Origin of the sequence: Sphingobacterium siyangense, assembly GCF_007830445.1 — a bacterium.
Lineage (GTDB): Bacteria > Bacteroidota > Bacteroidia > Sphingobacteriales > Sphingobacteriaceae > Sphingobacterium > Sphingobacterium siyangense.
In genome coordinates this window covers 109,415-129,531 of sequence record NZ_VLKR01000009.1, presented here as the reverse complement: position 1 = coordinate 129,531, position 20,117 = coordinate 109,415, and the positions used below count along the sequence as shown (strand labels likewise).

At 40.0% G+C, this 20,117-nt stretch carries 23 protein-coding genes; 17 read left to right on the top strand and 6 right to left on the bottom strand.

From position 1 onward, the window contains the following. Positions 1 to 432: 432 nt before the first annotated feature. From IQ31_RS10220 to IQ31_RS10205, 4 genes are all read left to right on the top strand, one after another. Positions 433 to 1,449 carry a zinc-binding alcohol dehydrogenase family protein gene (locus IQ31_RS10220; RefSeq protein WP_075993549.1) on the top strand — a complete coding sequence of 339 codons (1,017 nt, stop codon included), beginning with the start codon at positions 433 to 435 and terminating at the stop codon, positions 1,447 to 1,449. A 167-nt stretch (positions 1,450 to 1,616) separates the two neighbouring features. Further along, the gene (locus IQ31_RS10215; RefSeq protein ID WP_145327908.1) at positions 1,617 to 2,126 is read left to right on the top strand and encodes a hypothetical protein; all 510 of its coding nucleotides are present in this window, start codon (positions 1,617 to 1,619) and stop codon (positions 2,124 to 2,126) included. Beyond that, positions 2,116 to 2,382, top strand: a complete 267-nt coding sequence (locus tag IQ31_RS10210; protein ID WP_244294452.1) for a hypothetical protein — start codon at positions 2,116 to 2,118, stop codon at positions 2,380 to 2,382. Before IQ31_RS10215 ends, IQ31_RS10210 begins: the two co-directional genes overlap by 11 nt. Before the next feature lie 366 nt (positions 2,383 to 2,748). Beyond that, a complete protein-coding gene (locus tag IQ31_RS10205) occupies positions 2,749 to 3,642 on the top strand; it encodes a sensor histidine kinase (protein WP_145327907.1) in 894 nt (297 codons plus the stop codon). A gap of 168 nt (positions 3,643 to 3,810) precedes the next feature. Here the strand turns inward: IQ31_RS10205 and IQ31_RS10200 are convergent, their stop codons facing one another. After that, positions 3,811 to 4,497, bottom strand: coding sequence for a class I SAM-dependent methyltransferase (locus IQ31_RS10200; RefSeq protein WP_158638854.1), 687 nt, complete (start codon positions 4,495 to 4,497; stop codon positions 3,811 to 3,813). Between the two features lie 221 nt (positions 4,498 to 4,718). After that, complete coding sequence (locus IQ31_RS10195) at positions 4,719 to 5,345, bottom strand: hypothetical protein (RefSeq protein ID WP_145327905.1); 627 nt, start codon at positions 5,343 to 5,345, stop codon at positions 4,719 to 4,721. A 212-nt stretch (positions 5,346 to 5,557) separates the two neighbouring features. Between IQ31_RS10195 and IQ31_RS10190 the strand changes: the two genes are divergently transcribed. The 6 genes from IQ31_RS10190 (at position 5,558) to IQ31_RS27500 (ending at position 9,336) form a co-directional block, all read left to right on the top strand. Beyond that, a complete protein-coding gene (locus IQ31_RS10190; protein ID WP_145327904.1) occupies positions 5,558 to 5,935 on the top strand; it encodes a hypothetical protein in 378 nt (125 codons plus the stop codon). Positions 5,936 to 6,018: 83 nt separating this feature from the next. Next, positions 6,019 to 6,873: a FixH family protein gene (locus IQ31_RS10185; RefSeq protein ID WP_145327903.1), complete on the top strand. Its 855-nt coding sequence runs from the start codon at positions 6,019 to 6,021 to the stop codon at positions 6,871 to 6,873. A 42-nt stretch (positions 6,874 to 6,915) separates the two neighbouring features. Then, positions 6,916 to 7,407 carry a c-type cytochrome gene (locus IQ31_RS10180; RefSeq protein ID WP_120332448.1) on the top strand — a complete coding sequence of 164 codons (492 nt, stop codon included), beginning with the start codon at positions 6,916 to 6,918 and terminating at the stop codon, positions 7,405 to 7,407. A gap of 48 nt (positions 7,408 to 7,455) precedes the next feature. Continuing rightward, entirely contained in the window at positions 7,456 to 7,803 is a 348-nt protein-coding gene (locus IQ31_RS10175; protein WP_145327902.1) for a hypothetical protein, read from the top strand. 40 nt (positions 7,804 to 7,843) lie between these two features. Then, a complete protein-coding gene (locus IQ31_RS10170; protein ID WP_145327901.1) occupies positions 7,844 to 8,707 on the top strand; it encodes a helix-turn-helix domain-containing protein in 864 nt (287 codons plus the stop codon). A gap of 455 nt (positions 8,708 to 9,162) precedes the next feature. Beyond that, entirely contained in the window at positions 9,163 to 9,336 is a 174-nt protein-coding gene (locus IQ31_RS27500) for a hypothetical protein (RefSeq protein ID WP_167512259.1), read from the top strand. A 33-nt stretch (positions 9,337 to 9,369) separates the two neighbouring features. Here the strand turns inward: IQ31_RS27500 and IQ31_RS10165 are convergent, their stop codons facing one another. Together IQ31_RS10165 and IQ31_RS10160 are read right to left on the bottom strand one after the other, a co-directional pair. After that, on the bottom strand, positions 9,370 to 10,128 hold the full coding sequence (locus IQ31_RS10165) for a TIGR03915 family putative DNA repair protein (RefSeq protein ID WP_145327900.1): 759 nt from the start codon (positions 10,126 to 10,128) through the stop codon (positions 9,370 to 9,372). Further along, positions 10,128 to 11,381: a putative DNA modification/repair radical SAM protein gene (locus IQ31_RS10160; protein WP_075993537.1), complete on the bottom strand. Its 1,254-nt coding sequence runs from the start codon at positions 11,379 to 11,381 to the stop codon at positions 10,128 to 10,130. Before IQ31_RS10160 ends, IQ31_RS10165 begins: the two co-directional genes overlap by 1 nt. 182 nt (positions 11,382 to 11,563) lie before the next feature. On the opposite strand from IQ31_RS10160, the gene IQ31_RS10155 reads away from it, so the two are divergent. Beyond that, positions 11,564 to 12,070, top strand: coding sequence for a pyridoxamine 5'-phosphate oxidase family protein (locus IQ31_RS10155; RefSeq protein ID WP_145327899.1), 507 nt, complete (start codon positions 11,564 to 11,566; stop codon positions 12,068 to 12,070). A gap of 91 nt (positions 12,071 to 12,161) precedes the next feature. Here the strand turns inward: IQ31_RS10155 and IQ31_RS10150 are convergent, their stop codons facing one another. Further along, a complete protein-coding gene (locus IQ31_RS10150; RefSeq protein ID WP_112376008.1) occupies positions 12,162 to 12,314 on the bottom strand; it encodes a lmo0937 family membrane protein in 153 nt (50 codons plus the stop codon). A 53-nt stretch (positions 12,315 to 12,367) separates the two neighbouring features. Then, positions 12,368 to 12,895 (bottom strand): ClbS/DfsB family four-helix bundle protein, encoded by a 528-nt coding sequence (locus tag IQ31_RS10145; protein ID WP_280176853.1) that lies wholly within the window; start codon positions 12,893 to 12,895, stop codon positions 12,368 to 12,370. 344 nt (positions 12,896 to 13,239) lie between these two features. Between IQ31_RS10145 and IQ31_RS10140 the strand changes: the two genes are divergently transcribed. The 6 genes from IQ31_RS10140 to IQ31_RS10115 all read left to right on the top strand — a co-directional run bounded on the left by IQ31_RS10140 (position 13,240) and on the right by IQ31_RS10115 (position 19,969). Next, positions 13,240 to 13,689: a protein-disulfide reductase DsbD N-terminal domain-containing protein gene (locus IQ31_RS10140; RefSeq protein WP_145327898.1), complete on the top strand. Its 450-nt coding sequence runs from the start codon at positions 13,240 to 13,242 to the stop codon at positions 13,687 to 13,689. 194 nt (positions 13,690 to 13,883) lie between these two features. Beyond that, the gene (locus IQ31_RS10135) at positions 13,884 to 14,501 is read left to right on the top strand and encodes a hypothetical protein (protein WP_120332458.1); all 618 of its coding nucleotides are present in this window, start codon (positions 13,884 to 13,886) and stop codon (positions 14,499 to 14,501) included. Positions 14,502 to 14,526: 25 nt separating this feature from the next. After that, a complete protein-coding gene (locus IQ31_RS10130; protein ID WP_208734205.1) occupies positions 14,527 to 15,123 on the top strand; it encodes an outer membrane beta-barrel protein in 597 nt (198 codons plus the stop codon). A 217-nt stretch (positions 15,124 to 15,340) separates the two neighbouring features. Next, a complete protein-coding gene (locus tag IQ31_RS10125; RefSeq protein WP_145327896.1) occupies positions 15,341 to 18,055 on the top strand; it encodes a GH116 family glycosyl hydrolase in 2,715 nt (904 codons plus the stop codon). Then, complete coding sequence (locus IQ31_RS10120; RefSeq protein ID WP_158638848.1) at positions 18,052 to 18,630, top strand: RbsD/FucU domain-containing protein; 579 nt, start codon at positions 18,052 to 18,054, stop codon at positions 18,628 to 18,630. Before IQ31_RS10125 ends, IQ31_RS10120 begins: the two co-directional genes overlap by 4 nt. 127 nt (positions 18,631 to 18,757) lie before the next feature. Then, positions 18,758 to 19,969 carry a GTP-binding protein gene (locus tag IQ31_RS10115; RefSeq protein ID WP_145327894.1) on the top strand — a complete coding sequence of 404 codons (1,212 nt, stop codon included), beginning with the start codon at positions 18,758 to 18,760 and terminating at the stop codon, positions 19,967 to 19,969. Positions 19,970 to 20,117: the final 148 nt, after the last annotated feature.

The window sequence follows — 20,117 nt, the reverse complement described above, 5'->3', positions numbered from 1 at the left end:
TTTTTACCTACAGTTGTCGATAATGTGTTTTTTTTGCGCAATCAACGCATCTCTGAGATCGTTTTATGTTTTTTTTTAGGATTATTCCGAGCGTTTTGTTTTTTGTGAAGGCTATGGTTTCATAACAGCTTTACTAGTAGCTGAACTTATCTGAGCAATATTTTTTTAGCATCAAGCAATTTGTCTGATCGTTAATAACCTTCCTTTATTTGGTACTTTTGAAAGAGAGGTTTTGTGATATATATGGGGATGGATCGATATCGTGTTAGTTTTTATCGCTAATGTAGTTCCTTTCTCCATTCTATATAATTATTTTTGACTATACGATAATAGTAAAGATTCCAAAACAGGAAATCTCATCAATTCCGATATGAGCTTTGGTACAATTCATAATCAACGCAATTGTTATTTAAATCTTGATGCCATTTATAAATGAAAGCAATAAAAATAGTGAAAGAGGGACGTGTGGAAATCATGGATATTCCGCAACCGACTGTTAAGGATGGACATGTCCTCGTAAAGGTAGACTATGTTGGATTCTGCGGTTCAGATCTGAATACCTTTCGGGGGTTGAATCCATTGGTCAATTTGCCGGTCATACCAGGGCATGAAATTGGGGCAACGGTCGTGGAATTGGGGACTAATGTGACAACTGATCTTAAGGTTGGTACAAAAGTTACCGTAAATCCGTATTCCAACTGTGGTGTTTGTACCGCATGTAAGAATAATAGGCCCAACGCTTGCCGTTACAACGAGACTATGGGTGTACAGCGCGATGGCGCCATGACCGAATATCTTGTCTTACCTGTTGAAAAGATCATCGCTGGGGGACAGCTTTCATCCAAAGAATTGGCTCTTGTGGAACCTATGAGTGTGGGCTTCCACGCCGTTGACCGAGCATCGGTAACAGACAGCGATATTGTATTGGTATTTGGATGTGGTATGATCGGAGTGGGGGCGATCATTCGGTCAGCATTACGGGGAGCTACAGTCATTGCTGTCGATGTGAGTACTGAAAAGCTCGAACTAGCGAAAAAACTAGGTGCAAAGTATACGATTAATAGCGCTACGGAAGATCTGCTTGCGAGGTTGGATGTGTTGACTCAGTCCATGGGAGCTGATGTTGTTATAGAAGCCGTTGGCCGAAAGGAAACATACCTGGCGGCCATTGCTGCCGCTGCATATACAGGCAGAGTGCTGTATATCGGGTATGCAAAGGAAGCGATTCCTTTTGATACACAGTTTTTTGTCAAAAAGGAACTGGATATCAGCGGGTCGCGCAATGCAACGGCAAAGGATTTTGCTGCGGTAATGAATTACTTGAAAATGAAAACCTGCCCGATCGAAGAACTGATAACGGCTATTTATCGGGCGGAGGATGCACAATTGGCCTTGGAATCATGGTTGAATGATCCCGGACGTGTTTTTAGGCTACTGATCGCGTTTTGACCGAAGCGGCTTTGGTTTTGTGAAAGATCGAATTGAGGGGAGGGTAACTATAAAATATCTTGCTGTTAAATGAAGGATGATGAAACAATATTAAAGCAATATATGTACATTTAGGTGTTCATAGTACAATTTAAATACCTAAAGGAAAAAAATAAACTTCAATGGCAATGCGCAGGAAATTTTTAGCATGTTTCTTCATCATATTGTTTTCACGGGGGCTGTTTGGTAATCCCCAAGATTCTGTTCAGCAGGGATTTGTAGACAAGACGGAACGATTTTTTAAAGAATCGGCTAAAAGGAGTGTCCGGGATTTGGTAATGGACCGTGCAGCCATCCGCCAAAATCGGGTATTGGAGGATATTAAGTTATTGGCGAGCCAATCGCGTTCCTTTCTGCGCAAAGGTTTCGATTCGTTGAACGTGGACCAGGAGCTGAAGGAGCTGATCGTCTTACATGATATTGCAAAAGATGGTGTCTTTGAAAACAAGGGTTCTGCGCAATCATCGCGCAACCTTACAGTGACCTTCAACATCTTGAACGCACTTTCCATAGAGGTAAGGAGTTTAAAACGCGATATGGACCGTTATCAGGATAGGCTCACAAATTATCAGTTGGATCTCGACTCGTTGAGCAATGACCCCGCACTTTTTGTCATCTTTAAGGATTATGAGCTTTAAAAAAGCCTATCAGGCTGGATCACTGGATGATGCCAAAGTTTTGCTTAAGGATGCTGTAGGCAAAGCAAAAGAAGCTTCTGCTTACAGTATAATTCCAGATTGCAATTGTGCGAATGCCAAAAATTACGCACTTAATGCGGTAATCTTTGGAAATAAGGCGTTAAAAACAGCTGATTTGGACAATCTAAAAAAGTGGGCCAAGAAAGCGATGGATATGTCACTGGATGAGATGACAGCCATACCCAATTGCAAATAATTTTGAGCATATTCAATAAACTTTAGACAGGCTTTGGAAATTTAGGAAATCTTTGCTGAGAGTGCAGCATCGCCGAAATGGATTTAAAAATAGCTAAGTTTATTTGGCGAATAAACAAAAATAAAATACTTAAAACTATTTTACTGAGCTATTGTTCATTAAACCAAAGGTATATAAGGTATACGTCTATTAGAGGATAGTTTTTTGTAAAGGCTAGGTCAATATTGATCTAGCCTTTTTTTTGAATGAGTTAAGAAAGAATCGAGGTAAGTGTAGTTTTTTTTAAGGTAAATTTTTTAATTAGCATGTGATTGTTTAGCTTTGGTATTCCATTAGTCATTATTGTTAATTTATTACCTAAAAATTGTGCAAAGCCAAACTATTATTACTCTACTTATTGTTGGAATAGTCATCAGTAAAACGCTGATAGGCGTACTGATCTACTTTTTAATCCGAAAAAATCGGTTGTTAAAGGTCGAGCAGCTCAAATTGACGACCGCAAACAGTATCCTCAGTGAACAGGCAATTCGTATTCACCATTATAATGAGGAATTAAAAATTGCCGAGAGTTTCAAGACTAAAGTTTTATCGATTGCCTCACATGATCTCAGAGCACCATTTGCATCGGTCGAAATTTTGTTGGCGATTGATGATATTTCTCTAGTTGATAAGGAGGAGCTTAAACTCATCTTTTTAAATCTAAAAGGACAGGTGGTCAGATCGCGTACGATGTTGGAAGAGGTCTTACTATGGACAGAGTCACAACTCCGGGATAAACTTGAAAATACCGAGAACTGTAATATTCGCGATCAAATTGATGCGGTATTGGGGATCTATGCGCTAGAAATCCAACGTTTCAATATACAGATCATAAATTCGGTGAATCCGGATTTTTGCGCGGATACACATAAAGGAATTCTCGCTTTTGTGCTAAGAAATGTGATTAGCAACGCCATTAAATATGGACGAGTCGGCGGTAGCATTGTGTTGCAACTGATAGATGATCCGAGCGATCGGTGGGAACTCATCGTCAGCAACGAAGGGGAAGAACTTACGTCGGAAGTCCTCCATAATCTAAATTTTGTCAATAGCTGGGATCGTAAAAAATCTGAGAGCAAAAATGGTGCAGGGTTGGGGATCTCCCTCTGTAAGGATTTGATCAAAAGGATTGATGGAAAAATGCAGTTCGAGAATCAGCATGGTACAGGTGTTTCTGTTCGGATCTCGTTTCCGCGGAAGGCTTATCAGGCTGTCTCTTAATAACAATCTATCTATTGTAAAAGCCCGATATAGATCGGGCTTTTTTTGATGAAAATTTAAATGACAAACTTAGTTTTTCATGAAAGATCGGTTGGTATGAAAGATCCGAAAACCAATTATTTTGCGACTTTTCCAAACGAAACACACATCAAGGGTGTTGAACAAATTTTACTTTTTGATAGCCTCTAGCATAAAAAGTCCTTCAGTCTCGAAAGGGAGTTCAAGAATACGATTTTGTGCATCCATATCGACTTCAATAGAACCAAATCCAACTGCTTCCAATAGTTCGACGTCTTTAGCAGGACGTGGATGTGCACTGATGTCCAATGCCGATTTGATGTCATTGATCTGATCGATAGCGCCCGATGGGCATTCATCATGCCTGTCGGTACTAAAGACCGTTTTCCCGAAATCGGCATCCAGGTTGATCAGTTTTCCACCCGGCTTAAGCACGCGTTCCATTTCACGGTAACATTGCTCAAGATCGGGGATGATCCATGTCATCAATCTCGTGAAAACGAGATCAAAGGTATTGGCTTCAAATTGTAAGACCTGTGCATCCATGACCCGATAGTCTACGCGAAGCTCTAGTTCTTGGCTGACGAGTTTTGCATATTCAATCATCTGTGGGGAGAGGTCAACGGCAGTAACCTCAAAACCCGCAAGGGTCATAATGTTGGCAAAATATCCCGTAGCAGTACCAACTTCAAGTACTTTATTGCCCGCAGTCTGGCTGCGGATGGACTTGAAAAACGCAAGCCAGCGTTCAGTTTCTGGTCGGGACCAGGCTTCATCCCGTTCCTTGCGCCAGGAAGTACTACGGTCATTCCAGTATGCTGTTATCCTATCAATCATCGCAATAATTTTAGTAGGGACAAATTTATCCATTTTATCAGCAACAATTGCTGGAATTTATGTCATATCTCCCATCAGCTTATTTTGGATTTTTATTCTGCTTGCCACAGCTGCAGACATAAATATCACTCAGCCAATGTACCAACGTAGTAATAAATAATAAGCAATACCTGTTGAATGTTGCACGATGACGCGGGTGATTTTGCTCAGGAAAACAAATTTTAGCTGTTTTTTGATTGTTTCAGTTCATCAATTGTCCGGTTGTATCGGTCATAAATGACTTTTTCAGATTCAAAATTTGGATTTGGTTTCCAATATTCTTCGATCTGAATTGTATTTTCCATTACGATGGTTTTTGAGCTTAGGAGAGTTCCTTTTTTATGAGATTCGCACATGTCAACTGGATGGATAGGAGAAAAGTATTTTTCTAACATTTTTGGTATTTCGGGAAAATTGATGCAATTCTCATCTATAACGACCTTTTTACTTTTTTTTATCAGGGGTAGGAGTGCTTTGGCTATCCATCCCGGTTTCTCTGACGCGATTTGAAATGCCGGTTGTGTCAGATAAAAGTTGAACTGCGCCTGGTCGTCGCTGTGGTAGTTGCTGTAGCTAATGGTCTCGATAATTTCCCAGGAGATAAATTGGGTTGTTTTTAGCAAGGGGATTTGATAGTATAGGCCTTTATGATCGGATGTTACACTTTCCTGTTGGGCAATCTGTCGTGTTATGGTTTTTTCGGATACTCGAAATCCAACGGTCATACCGTACAGGATAATACCTGGAAATAGTATGAAAAGTCCGGAAACGACATAAGCTCCCACAACTTTGCTGTTATGAACCATCATCAATATGATTAAAGCTATTCCGATGCAGATAAACAGCCCAAGTAATAATTTAATGACTAAAAGAGGGTTAAACTTCATTTGCTCAAAGCGCGTGATTTTTAGCTAAATGTACTAAAACTTCTTGATGTTTTAGAAAACGTTTGAGCGTTTTGAAAAGAGGCAGTTCGTTGCTGGTATGTCAATAATTAGTATATTTGCTGCACTAGCGATACATGAAAGCGAAACAATTGATATGGATTCTACTGCCGCTGATGCTCCTGCAGAGCTTCTCGTCGGTATGGCTATGGACTGTTTTTGAATTTAACAGAGATTATATCGCTAAGAATGAGTGTATAAATCGATTCAACGAAAAGGCACTTTCCTGTAGAGGACAATGTATCTTGATGAAGAAAATGCGTGAACATGAGGATAAGGAACAAAAGAACCTGGAATCTCGTATAATCGACGTTGTATTTATCAATAATCAGCAATGTTTTAACCTTGATATCGCTTTTTTTGAAGAAGCGGCTGCGGAGACCTTACTTCCAGCATATCAGGCAAACTATAGCTATAGACCAATTTTCACTATTTTTCACCCACCTTTGGTTTAAGTCATTTTGCTTTTTGTACGGGCTGTCGGCATGTTGACTGACGGCCGGTACTGTCTATTTTCAAAAGATTTAAATCAATACATATGAATTTATATTCCCGTGTCGGGACTGTCGGGGGCGTAATCTTACTGCTACTCGCGTTTTCAGTTGCTTTTTCAGCTTCATCCTGTACTGGCGATCATTCAAAAAAGAACGGTAAGAATGCTACGGATTTTATCCTGCCTAAGGAGTCCGATCTGGTCCGTATAGCGGATACTGTTTGGGATGTTACCAATTATACCGTATATGCGGATGCCAAACTCAACAATAAATATCATACCATTTATCTGCGTTTAAGAGATACCTCGGGAATTCCGATCAATGACAAATCCCTTGATTTTTATCCAGAAATGAGTATGGGACGTATGAAGCATGGTGGCCCCTTTGAGCATCCCGTCGCGCTCGGCGACGGCTGGTATAGAGGCCCAATGGTTTTTATTATGGCAGATATCCCGCAGATGGGAAAGGGTTGGCAATTACATACGATACGTAGTCACAATCGCATAAAAGATACACTTGCCATCAAGATTCCGGTTACTGCAGCAGCAACCATGCGAACAATGAGCTCAGGAACCAGAGACGATAGTCGCGTATTTATTTCCTGCCTATTGCCTGATAGCGTAAAGCAGGGAAAGCACCCGATCCGATTTTTAATGAATAAAATCGATGGTCATCATTTTCCGGTATTAGATCATTATGTCATTAAACTAAAGACCAATAGGTCTACTACGGAAACGGGGGCTTCGGAAAATTTTGCTGCTGAAAGTACAGGTAATGGTTACTATGAAGGCACTGTTAATTTTTCTATGCCTGGTCGTTGGGAAGTCATTGTCGAACTATGGAAAGCGGGCAAAAAATCAAATCAGGATGATATAAAATATCTAGTGCAGGTCATTTAATACAAACAGAATTTATTTTACCAATATACTTAAACAATAAAAGTGAAAAAGAAAATCAACGTAATTCTAGGCTGTTTCGGTTTTGTAGCTATACTGGCGTGTAGCGGAAATGAGGGTACAAAAGTCAAGAAAGAAGATCGTGCCGAGCAACCTTCCGTAGCTGAGCCTGCGGCCATGCTCGATTATAAAACAGCGGGATCCAAAGGTGTAGGAACCATTACGTCCTTTGAACACAAACCCTTTGATGCGCAGCTTGCAAATAGGGGTGTAGAACTATTTGTGTCGAAATGTGCAATGTGCCATAGTTTTGACCGCACATTAGTAGGGCCATCATTGGATGCTGTCATCAAACGTCGTACCCCGGAGTGGATTATGAACATGATGTTAGATCCGGCAACCATGCTGGAGAAAGATGCCGACGCAAAAGTACTTAGCAAGGAATATGGTTCACCAATGATTAGTTTGGGCTTGAAGCAAGAAGAGGCACGTGCCATTTTAGAATATTTGCGTGAACGTAATAGCACAACAAAATAGATCGGATCAATGAAGTTTCAGCGCTGTAGATGGTGGTTTTGTATGACAATGGCTTGGGCAATATGTGTGCAGGCAACCAATCTATTGTGGGCATTTATTGAATTTGAGTGCAATCGCACGTATATCGAGCAAAATCTCTGCGTCAATCGTTTTGAACCGGCAGTGAGCTGCAAAGGTTTCTGTTTCCTCAGCGAAAAGACGGTTGAACAAAAGGATGTGAACAATGTGCTTGCCAAAATGAAGGGGGTGGAAATATTGGTCTTTGTGCAGTATGTGAAGGAAATCTTGCTGTGCTATCCAATAGTACCTGCTGTGAAGACTGTCTATCCGAAAGACTTTGTCTCTGATACCTTCGGAGGTATACTACCTAAAATTTTTAGACCGCCTATCATTTGATTATTCTACAAATATTTTTTTACAGAATAATCATAAAGAAATGGTAATACGAAAAGAGAAACTAGATTTTCTAAAATTAGAAGATATTGATTCCACTTCGAAGGGAATCGTTATTATGCCTATAGCAGCTTTTTTACAAGCTAAAGCAAATCAAAATACGCTCCATCTAAGATCTTTTTATACCCTTTTGTTTATCAAGAGTGGTGAACTGTCTATGGTAGCGGATCAGAGCGTACAGATTATAGCTGCCCATGATATAATCAGCATAAATTCAAATTGTGTGTGTAGTTTTCAGGCAGGTTCGTCTGTAGAAGGATACAGTGTCTTATTTACAGAATCTTTTTTCATGGAAAGGCAGAACACTGCCGTAAGAAACTTCTTTCATTTTTTAAGGAGTAGATGTAAGCACGCTTTTGTGCTCTCGAAAGAAGATATGATCAGTTGTCTACATATAGTAAGTTTGATGGAAACTGCTTATAATTCAGTTAAATTGAGTGCTCACGGTGTATTGAGCCGCTATTTAATTATGTTGCTCCAGATTTTGGGACGGCAAATCGTGGTCGATCATGTAGTTGTAAAGCAGGATGATGACGATAAAATCCGAAGTTTCGAATCTTTGGTTGATAGTCATTATGCGCAGCAGCGTTATCCGTCATTTTATGCAGAGCAATTGAATATATCGATCAACTATCTTAATCGGATTTGTCGAAAAAAAAGATCGACGAGCTGCGGTACTATTATCCGTGGACGCATACTATTGGAGGCCGAGCGATTGCTTTATCATACTTTTAAAACGGTAAAAGAAATTGCCTTTGAACTTGGTTTTGAAAATGTACCATATTTCAGTACATTTTTTAAAGCAAATAAAGGAATGAGTCCTGAGGAGTTTAGGAAAAATTGTTAATGTAAATATCACTAAAAGCCTTTTTCATGTAGTTGAAAAAGGCTTTATGTTTATTTTTTCTTTTCTGATTTTTTCTTACCATCAACAGGTAAATCCAATATAGCCATTAATAATAGATAATAACCTTTTTCCAATCCTATTTTTTGTGCTTTTTGGTGTATAGTGTCCATATCTTTAGTCAATTATTGTTTAAATTCTATTTTGCTATTTGGGTAAACAGAATCAAATGCTGTACCCAAAAGCTTCCCTTGGCCAGTTAACCGTATTTTTAGGGTGTAAATAACGTAGCGCATTCACTTTGTGAAAAAAAAATACGGACTGCTCAAGTATTTAATGCAGTGAACGTATCGGACGTATCCGCAGTGAGATGTAAAAAGTACATGAACGTCATTGCTGTAAAACATTTTCAAGGCCAGTATTGTCATACTTCCAATTAATAATTAAAACAGGTATTTATGAAAAAGATAATTCCATTTGCGCTCATGTCGAGTTTATTGGTGCTCGTGTCGAGCTGTGCAGCAATTGAAGGTATATTTAAAGCTGGTGTATGGTCGGGCATCTTATTGGTTGTTGTCGTAGTCGCTATTGTCATTTGGTTGGTGAGCAAGCTGTTTGGCGGATCAAAATAATGATATGAAATAGGATTTTCACTAATTAGGGACTTATTGTTTTTCGACGAGATATTTCCAGTAACGTTTGGGAACATGTCTTAAGTGAAGCTTCAGGTTTTTGCGTGATTCAATAGAGGTATTCTTAAAATAAGTCTTCCAGAGATGCTGATAATCTTTTTCTTGAGGATCGAGATCCACTTCTAGCTGATATGGATCTTGAACCTCATGTGTATTGTTGTTGGATACCTCCAAGATATTTTTGCGATCATAATGGAAGCCATAGTTTCGCCGTATATCATAAATTAACCAGCACTGGTCGGCAAATCGGTTTTTAAAGAAGTCTACAACCAGGGGAATCACATTGAAATCGGGTTCAACGATGGCTGTGTAGAGATTATCGTTAGACTTGACAAATCGGATAAAAGCCTTCATGCGGTGTCGTTCGCGGCTGATCTTTTTGATCGTCTGATGGATACGGAGTACAGGTGGGTATCCATAATTGCGTATATCCAATTTTCCCCTTCGAAAAAGTTCGATGATCAACCGAAATCCATTGAGCCATTCAGATTGATTATCGGACAAAAAGTTATGATAAAAAATTTTTGTTTCTTGTGCTCCGAGTATCTTTTCCATTCCCACTAAAATGCGCATGGCTTTTTTTACATCAGTATGAACCTGTCGCTTCTCCGAAAAAATATTAATTTCCATAGACTTTTCTGTTGTGGGAATGCTATCAAATTCTTTCCGTTCAAAGGCTTCAAATACACAACAGAGGTATCCGGAATAACTTCCGTCAAAAATATAGTCCATTAGAAAAGTGTTAGCTGTGTATTGGAAGCCGTGACCAGTGTACGCGGGTTACTTTCAAGAATAGACTTTCTGATTTTTTCGGGATAATGGAAGCCTCCTGCTATGCATGTATCTTGGCAAACCATAAAATATTTGGCGCGATTATAGGCAATTCCTATTTTTCGAAGTTGATATTCCTTTAATTTTCCATATTTGCGCGACTGTACAATTTTGTTTGCGGATTGCCTGCCAATACCGGGGATTCGGATAATCCACTCATACGTAGCGCTGTTGATGTCGATGGGAAAGAATTGTGGGTTGCGTAGCGCCCAAGCAAGCTTAGGGTCTATTTCTAGATCGAGATGTTGATGCGTGCTGTTGAGTATTTCATGAAGCGAAAAACCATAAAACCGAAGTAGCCAATCCGTCTGATAAAGTCTGTTTTCACGTACAAGAGGTGGTGATGTCCCAATTTGGGGAAGGTTGGAATCGGTCGCGTTGATGGGAATATAACCCGAATAATAAACCCGTTTGAGATCGTAATCTTTATAGAATGTATTGGCGGCCTGCATAATCTGTAGGTCGCTCTCTGGAGTTGCTCCAATAACCAGCTGTGTACTTTGGCCTGCTGGTACAAACAAGGGTGTTTTCTTCTCTTTTTTTCGATCCTGCCGAAGGTTGAGGATTTCATTTTTAATAATCGCTAGAGGCTCGCGAACGGATTGATGATCCTTTTCGGGAGCAACTAGCTTGAGTCCCTCCTCAGTGGGAATTTCGAGGTTCACACTCATCCGGTCAACATATAGACCTGCTTCTTTTAATAACGATTCACTCGCACCCGGAATGGCCTTGAGATGGATATAACCATTAAACCGTTCTTCCGTCCGAAGTTTCTTGACGACCAACATTAAGCGTTCCATGGTATAGTCGGCAGATTTGAAAATACCCGAACTTAAAAAAAGACCCTCAATATAATTACGACGGTAGAAGTTCATGGTCAATTCGACAATTTCCTTTACCGAAAATGCTGCCCGTTGTACGTCATTGCTTCGTCGGCTCACACAAAATGAACAGTCGTAGATGCAATAATTGGTCATTAAAATTTTTAGCAGGGAGACGCAGCGACCATCTTCGGTGTAGGTATGACAAATGCCACTAGTCGATGAATCACCTATACCACCACTATTTTTTCGTTTACTTCCGCTTGAGCTGCAACTTACGTCATACTTAGCGGCATCAGCTAATATTTGCAATTTATCATCAAAACCAAACATGATTTATTTTCTACTATTTTGATGTAAAATTACTAATATTATTAGTGTTAAGGATGCGTAAAATTACTTGATTTGCCTTTTTTTATTCGTACTTTTCCCCTTTCACTACCCAAGATAGCCTGAATTTGCTGAAAAAATAAACGATTTTCTACAGGATACTGTTCCTTAATAAACGACATATTATGGCAGAGAATAATTTAAATAACAAAGAAGCTTTAGATAAGCTTAAAGCAATTGTAGATCAAATCGATGTGGGAACAGTCTGTTCATTCCCAGCTGAATCGGAGTACCCGCATGGGGTTCCAATGAGTAGACAAGAAGTAGACGAAGATGGAGATATTTGGTTTATTTGTTCTGCTGAGAGTGATACCTTTAAGAATATTGCACAGAACCCAAAAGCTTCCTTATTTTATGCGGACCCAAAACACTACACCTTTCTAAGTATAAATGGTAAAGCGAGTCTTTCGCGAGATCAGGAAAGGATAGATCGTTACTGGAACAAAATGATGGAAGGATGGTTTGAGAAAGGTAAGGAGGATCCCAATATCCGATTGTTGCGTATTACGCCTAAAGATGCTCATTATTGGGATTCAGACTCCAATATGATTGTCAACCTGTTTAAGATGCTAAAAGTTAGACTAACAGGTGAAACGGAAGATATAGGTAAAGAAGGAGATCTGAATATTTAAGTTTATTAACTGAAGAATTTACAGCAAATACAAGCTCCTCAGCGTTAAAATGAGGAGCTTTTTATCGTAATCAATAAACCGCTTACAGTCTTTACGCGTTTCCTTTAATTACACGCAGAAGCACTGCAATGATAGCGATAACCAAAAGAATATGAATTAGCCCTCCGCCAACAAATCCGCCAAAAAAACTGATTGCCCATATCAGGACCAAAATAACAGCGATAGTATATAATAGATTTCCCATAGTAATGATTATATGTGTTTATTGAATAACAATATTTATCCAGCGATGGTTTACTATTTTTTTTCTTTTTTCCACTTACGGATTCTCCCGACGGCATTTTGATAAGGCGAAGCGGTGTTAAATTGAATCATTCTGCCTAAGGTCCATTTTTCATACCAATTTACACCATAAAGCTGCATGTTTGTCTTTTGCTCAAGGAGTTCCATAATTGTTAAAACAGTTTGATCTAGTTTTGCGCACAAAGTCGTAAAATCGAGGTCGGCATAATCCTGGTAAAATTTTTGAGCAAGTTTGCCTAGCTCATTCCATTTAAAACCAGTCTCCGGAAAATCAACCTCTTTGTCATCTTCACTTTTTTTATTCCATTTGAGAACCAGCTCACCCCAGCCAATTAAATAGGAAATTAGGTTATTTATACTCATTACTGTTCCTTTAGCATGACCCTGGAGTATAAGAAGATTAGTTTGACCGATTGGAATATCGGAAAGTTCACAGACAAGCTTGCTGTAATTTGTACGTATAGCTTGAAGGAGTTCGTCTTTTGTGGTTGGTATAGCCATGGCATAATGTGAATCATGCATAAGATACAGATTATTATGTAAAATTGAATCGCTCGGGATGGAGTTGTAGAGCAGAACGCGTTCAGAAGCTCGCAATAGACAATGTTTGACAATGCCCTTTGTTTTAGTCTGATAGCTTTTTTGAATATATTACTGGAATTGAAAAAACTAAGCCTTTAAAAGTGTAAAAAATATGGTTTAAGTAGTTTTTTTTGATAAAATTTATTGTTTTATTGTGATCATGTTGTGTTTTATTCTGTTTATAGCGAATATTGTTGTAAGCATTTAAGTGGTGTTTTTCAAGGAAAAAATACTGTATGAAATGTGCTGCCGATGAAATAATAAACTGAAAAATTGATACAAACATGAAAAAGATTTTATTGTTAGTGACTGTGGTTATGTTCGCCGTTACGGACGCATTCGCTCAGATTCATAAACCTGTAAAATGGACTGTAGCCAGCAAAAAATTGAACAACAAGGAAGCTATGGTTTACGTGAAGGCTACCATTCAAGATGGTTGGCACATTTACTCTCAAAATGTAAAAGACGGAGGACCAATTCCAACATCCTTCAATTTTGGTAAAGCCGCAGATTATGCGTTAGTAGGTAAGACTGCTGAACCAAAACCAAAGATTAAACACGAAGAGGTTTTCAAAATGGATGTGGGATACTTCACAAATGAAGTGATCTTTCAGCAAAAGGTTTCGCTCAACAAAGGAACTGCAACAGTAAAAGGGACAGTGGAATGGCAAGCTTGTGACGCATCACAATGTCTTCCTCCAGATGAATATGCTTTTGCTGTAACGATCAAATAATGTCATAAATAACAGCAATTAACCATCTAAAGCGATTTTGCGCTTAGGATAATTGATAGAAAAAGGAAAAATTAAGAATAAAGGCTAGGTGTGATTACCTGGCCTTTTTGTTTAAAGGGCCTTTTGGTATAAAAAATAGACCCTTTGGTATAATATGTTAAATCTATTTTTTACGGAATTTTAGTTTTGCTTAAATGGATTACACAAATTTACTTCAGCAGGCAGACCTTTTTTTAGTGCAGAGTTATCGCGATAACCACAATCCACAGCTGTGTTTTCACACCATTGATAGGGTTCGTGATATTGTAGATGCAGTAACGACCATAAGTGAAAAATATATCCTGACGGCCGAAGATAAATTCGTCGTAAATTGTGCCGCTTATTTCCAGGATATTGGTTATCTATTTGAAGGGGTAAAAGGAACCCGGCAAAAGAGTATATCGTTAGCGCGTTGTTTTCTACAGGAGCATTTTGTTGTAGAGTCGGTAATAAAAAAAGTTGAAATGTGTATTCTCGCAACAAGGCCCTCGAAAAAACCGGAAAACCTGCTGGAGGAAATAGTTGTGGATGCAGTTTCTTTTCATTTAGGAAGTAAAAGTTTTGTTGACCTTAACCAAAGGATGTATCTGGAGGTAAATTATAGAAAGAATCAGGTGATTGATGAACGTATCTGGTGTGCACTGACCCTTGCCTTCTTGCGAACCCACACGTACTTTACGAAGGAAGCGCGCATATTGAAGGAAAGTATAAAGAAAAATAATATAGCCTATTTTGTGAAGTTGCAAATTACGGGAAAACAGTTATTGGTCTAATGTAATGGTGTGTTTTATGGTAAAAATGATAAAGATAGATCGATTAAAGTTGAAGCATTGTACACTAGTTTGTTTTTTGATCATGGGATTGTTCGGTTTCAAGACCGCATGTTACGGACAAATGGGATTTGGACTTCGGGGTGGTGGTAATATTTCGCGTGCAAGTGGGAATGCGTTTGGCGCCAATAGAATGGGATATCAATTGGGTGGAGATTTGATATTTGGGCTTAATAGCAAGATGGATATTCAAGTTGAACCTAGCTATAATTTAACCCGAATTCGTGTCAATGACAACACAGCCTCCCTTCCTGGAGGTTTGTCCAAAGGGACCCGTTCGCTGAAATATCTCAACACTCCGGTGTACCTTAAAGTTAATTTTACAAGAAAATTTTCCATCCTGGGCGGTCTAGACCTTAATATGCTGCTCAATGACGATGCTTATAAACTTAATGATGGAAAACCAGCGTTCAACAGTCGTACACGGATTGGTTACGCATTAGGGATAGACCTTGGCGCGCTGTATTTTAGATACCGACAGTTCAAAAAGAATAATAAAATCGTAGACAACTGGGATGCACATATTGACCAGTATCAACTGGGATTTAAAGTGCGTTTGTTTTAAGCGAATAGATCCACTGGTAGGTAACCTTTACAGACTTTCCTGTGCTGTAAGCTGAGCCGCTCTGATTTTGCTACATCAGGCGGCTTTAATTTTTTTATTGATTAACCATTTGTTGTTAAGATGTTTATTGCTGGATATCAAGGATATTTCAATATCTTGTGTAGACAAACCAATAGTTCCTTCCGCTAAATTCGGGACGGCAATAAATTATAAACGAATGGATAGAAGAAGTTTTTTTAAGAAAGCCAGTTTAGTTGGCCTGGGCGTATTGGTCAGCAAATTTCCTGTATGGTCAAATACCGTATTTGCCTGGGATAAACCTGTTCACAACATTCCGGAGGAAAAAGGTCTCAGCGGGCAATGGTTTGATTCGCTGTATGAAAAGGGTAAAAAAATTACTTATCGAAAAAGTAAAAATGAGCTTCGGTACATTGGAATGCCTGTGGGTGGTTTACATTCGGGTACGGTCTATATAGGAGGTGATGGTCGGCTATGGTTGTGGCAGATATTTAATACGGCTTATGATGGTGAGCGTGAGGGGATAGAGCCCAAAAATGTACAATGGAACAATGGAAAAGAATTGGTCACTGTGCGGCCGAGGGATGGATCTGCTTATATTGAGCCTGCTATAGCAGACAACCTGCGGACTATGGAACAGGGCTTTGCGATTTCGACCTTAGTCGATGGAAAGCAGGTTATCAAGGAGCTTAGGGAAAACCACTGGGATGAAGTTACATTTGAAGCAACATATCCAACATGTCGAATAACCTATAGCAGTATTGATTTTCCATTGGATGTGGTGTTGGTCGCCTATTCGCCATTTATTCCTTTAGATCAGGACAATTCTTCGTTGCCACTTACCACAATACATATCGAATTGCAGAACAAGGGCGGCGCGCCAGTCGATGTAACGGTTACGGGCTGGATGGAAAATGGCGTACATAAAGGACGGAAAGATTTTGATACTGTAAACAAACGCTCTTTCCTAGCGGAACATGCCGATACTCAAGTGTTGCTTTTTAGTTGCGATCAGGTTCCTACTCAAGCCATGGAAGCTGGCGACCATGGATCAATGGCTTTTACCTGTATTGATATCGAAGCGCAACCCACGACGAGGTTACAGGAATGGCCTGTAAAACCGCAGGAGGTAAAGGCGGATAGGGTGGATTCGACCGTCGATTTTTCGGATTTGCAAGTAGGTGCCTTTACGGTAAAACGGACAATAAAAGCGAAGGCGACAAGCCAAATTTCTTATGCAATATCTTGGTATTTTAACAATCCACACCCTAAACTGAAACTTCACCTCAAGGATGCGCAATCGGGTTATTGGTATGGTGCCAGGTTTAATAATGCGGCCGAAGTAATCAATTATTATTTGAACAATCGTGAAAAACTCGAGAGCGAAACCATGGCATGGCAGCAAACCTGGAATGATACAACACTGCCTTACTGGTTTATGGATCGCACTTTTGTCAATATAGGCACACTGGCCACAGCAAACACCATGCGTTTTGCTTCGGGAAGATTTTGGGGCTGGGAAGGAGTAGGGGCATGTGCCGGTACCTGTACGCACGTTTGGCAATATGGGCAGTCCATGGGCAGGATATTTCCGGATCTTGAACGTAATTTACGTGAAGTGACGGATTTAGGTGTTGGCTTTCAGTCTGATACCGGTGCCATCATCTTTCGTGCTGAATATGAAAAAAGACCAGCTATTGATGGGCAGGCTGGTGTTATTCTACGCTTCTATCGCGATCATCAGATGAGCAGCGATAGCGAATTCCTTAAGCGAAACTGGCCTAAACTTAAGAAGGCAGTTCAATTTGTTCTTGATCAGGATAAAAACAAGGATGGTATGACCGATACGCCAATGGAAAATACACTCGATGCGGTCTGGGAAGGTGAAATTGCCTGGATTGTCGGGTTATGTCTCGCAGCAATACAGGCTGCTGCATTGATGGCGAAGGAAGTAGGTGATAAAACCTTTCAAAAATCGTGTTTGGAATACGTTAGGAAGGGATCTGAAAATATGGATAGCAAACTCTTTAATGGAGAGTATTATATTCATCGTCCCGATATGCTGCAGGGGCGAAAGATGCTAGGCTCTTATAATACCTGTCATATTGACCAGGTGTATGGTCAGGCCTGGTGCAGACAAGTGGACATGCCGGGGGTCAATCGTCAGGAGAATGTTGTGTCTGCATTGAAAGCACTCTGGAAATATAACTTTACTATGGATGTTGGCCCCTATATAAAAACACATCTTGGCGGAAGGCCTTATGCCTTGGCTGGGGAGGGGGGCATGGTTATGAACACTAATCCAAAGAATGAAGACAAGGCTTATGGGGACAATACGACCTGGCAATTAGGTTATTTCCATGAATGCATGAGTGGCTTTGAACATCAGGTCGCAGCACATATGATGGCTGAAGGCATGGTTGACGAAAGTTTAACATTGACAAGGGTGATCCACGATCGCCATCATGCTGCCAAGAGAAATCCTTTTAATGAGATTGAATGCAGCGATCATTATGCACGTGCCATGGCAAGTTATGGAACCTTTATCAGCGCCTGCGGTTTTAGTTATCATGGGCCGAAAGGGCAGATTGGATTTGCCCCTAAGTTAGGAAAAGCAGATTTCAAGGCGCCTTTCACAACAGCAAAAGGATGGGGGACATATGCCCAGAAGCGAAAAACTAAAGGGGTATGTCAGTGTACACTGACCTTGAAATATGGTCAATTGATGCTCAATGAATTTCATCTAGGTGATGCGGATGACCTATCGCTCAATAAAAAACAACTCATTGTAAAGCAAAATGAAAGGTCGATTGAACTGGTTGAGTTGAAACGCACCGATGGGCGTCTGATCCTTAGTTTTAAGAAGCAAGTCATGCTAAAAAATGGAGATACACTAACAATACAATGGCTATGAAAAAATGGATAAATAATTTGCTTCTTTTCATGATGTTTGCTGTGATGGTCGCTTGTGAATCATCGCCACGTCATTTGGGTGATCCGCCGTTAAAACCAGACTGGAAGGATTTATTTTCGCAGCAATTACCTTTGTTAGGTCACCGCAATTGGATATTGATTGTTGATAAGGCCTATCCCGCTCCTGCAACCCAAAATATGCTGATTATTAATACGGGAAGAAAGATGCCTGAGGTATTGGATACCGCATTGCGACTACTCGATAAGCAAACACATATAAGACCTGTTTTTTACCAAGATAAGGAGCTTGGATACTTAGATGAAACCATCGCGCCAGGCTTAAAAGCATATCAGGAGAGTCTAAAGAAATTACTTCCGAACATAAAATTAACCCCGCTGATGCACGAAGAAGTATTTGCGAAAATGGATAAAGCAGCACAGCTTTTTGGTGTTGTCGTACTGAAGACCGAGTCAACTCTGCCTTACAGTTCCTTGTTTATAGAACTGGACTGCAAGTATTGGGATGCTGATCGTGAACGTATCTTAAGGCAACGTCTTGCTGATCAGGTGAAATGAAACTTATCTTAATCATTGATAAGTGTTAAGGGCATTTGGAAGACTTTTGGTTTAGTGCGTATAATAATAAAGCAACAGTGTTGCATTTAATTGTTATTGTTTTTACATTTGTGAAAACGAAATTACTATGAGCAGCATTTCCCAAAAAACTAAATTGCCTGTCACCGTTTTAAGTGGAATTTTAGGCGCAGGAAAAACAACACTATTGAATCATATTTTACACAATAAGGAGGGTAAGAAAGTGACCGTCATTGTGAATGATATGAGTGAAGTGAACATCGATGCACAGGCTGTTGAGCGCGAAAATGTACTTTCGCGAACGGAAGAAAAATTAGTAGAGATGAGCAATGGATGTATTTGTTGTACATTACGGGAGGATTTGATGGTGGAGGTGGAGCGACTAGCGAAAGAAAACCGCTTTGATTATCTTCTTATCGAAAGTACGGGTATTTCGGAGCCTATCCCTGTTGCCCAGACATTCAGTTATGTTGGTAATGATAATGCGATTGACCTGTCTACATTCAGTTATATTGACACCATGGTAACAGTTGTGGACTGTTTCAACTTTGCCAAAGATTTTGGAAGCGCCGACACCTTATTAGATCGGAAATTGACGGATGACGACTATGATAATAGGGCGATCGTAAATCTGTTGACTGATCAGATCGAGTTTGCGAATGTTATCATTCTGAATAAGGCCGATCTGGTATCTGAGGAAACTTTGGGTACCCTGGAGGCTGCAATTGGGCGGCTCAATCCAGGTGCAAAGCGTATCCGTACACAATTTGGACGCGTTGATCCCCGGGAAATTATGGGTACGTGCTCTTTTAATTTTGATGAAGCTTCATCGTCGGCCGGGTGGATCAGGGAACTTGAAAATGAACATACACCCGAAACAGCAGAGTACGGTATTTCATCTTTTGTCTTTCGATCACAACGGCCCTTCCATCCACAACGACTGCACCGTTACCTCAACGAGCGCTACCCGCACAATATCATACGAGCTAAAGGTCTCCTGTGGTTGGCCTCCCGCCCGCATTTGGCCATTAGCTTTAGTCAGGCAGGCGGTAGCGTAAGGTTGGAAAGTGCAGGCTCATGGTGGAGTAGTATGCCCGAAGAGCAGCGTTATCAGTATCCCAGTTATGCCGAAATCAGACCTGAACTTCTTAAACGTTGGCATCCCGAGTGGGAAGATCGAAAAAATGAATTGGTATTTATAGGTCAGGATCTGGATAAAGAAAAATATCTGGCGGAGCTGGAAGAATGCCTGTTGACCGAAGAAGAAGGTGATGACTGGCGTTTTACTTGGTGGAAAGACGAATTTCCTAAAAATATTTAAAACTATTTGCGATCTGCATCGGTTAAAAAAGTAAGTAATGTAGGTTAGATATTGTATTTTTCAAAGGCCAGGGGTTGATTTCCTGGCCTTTTTTATGCTGAATTGTCAGATCTTGCCAGGAAACTATACTGAACCTTTATCAACCCCA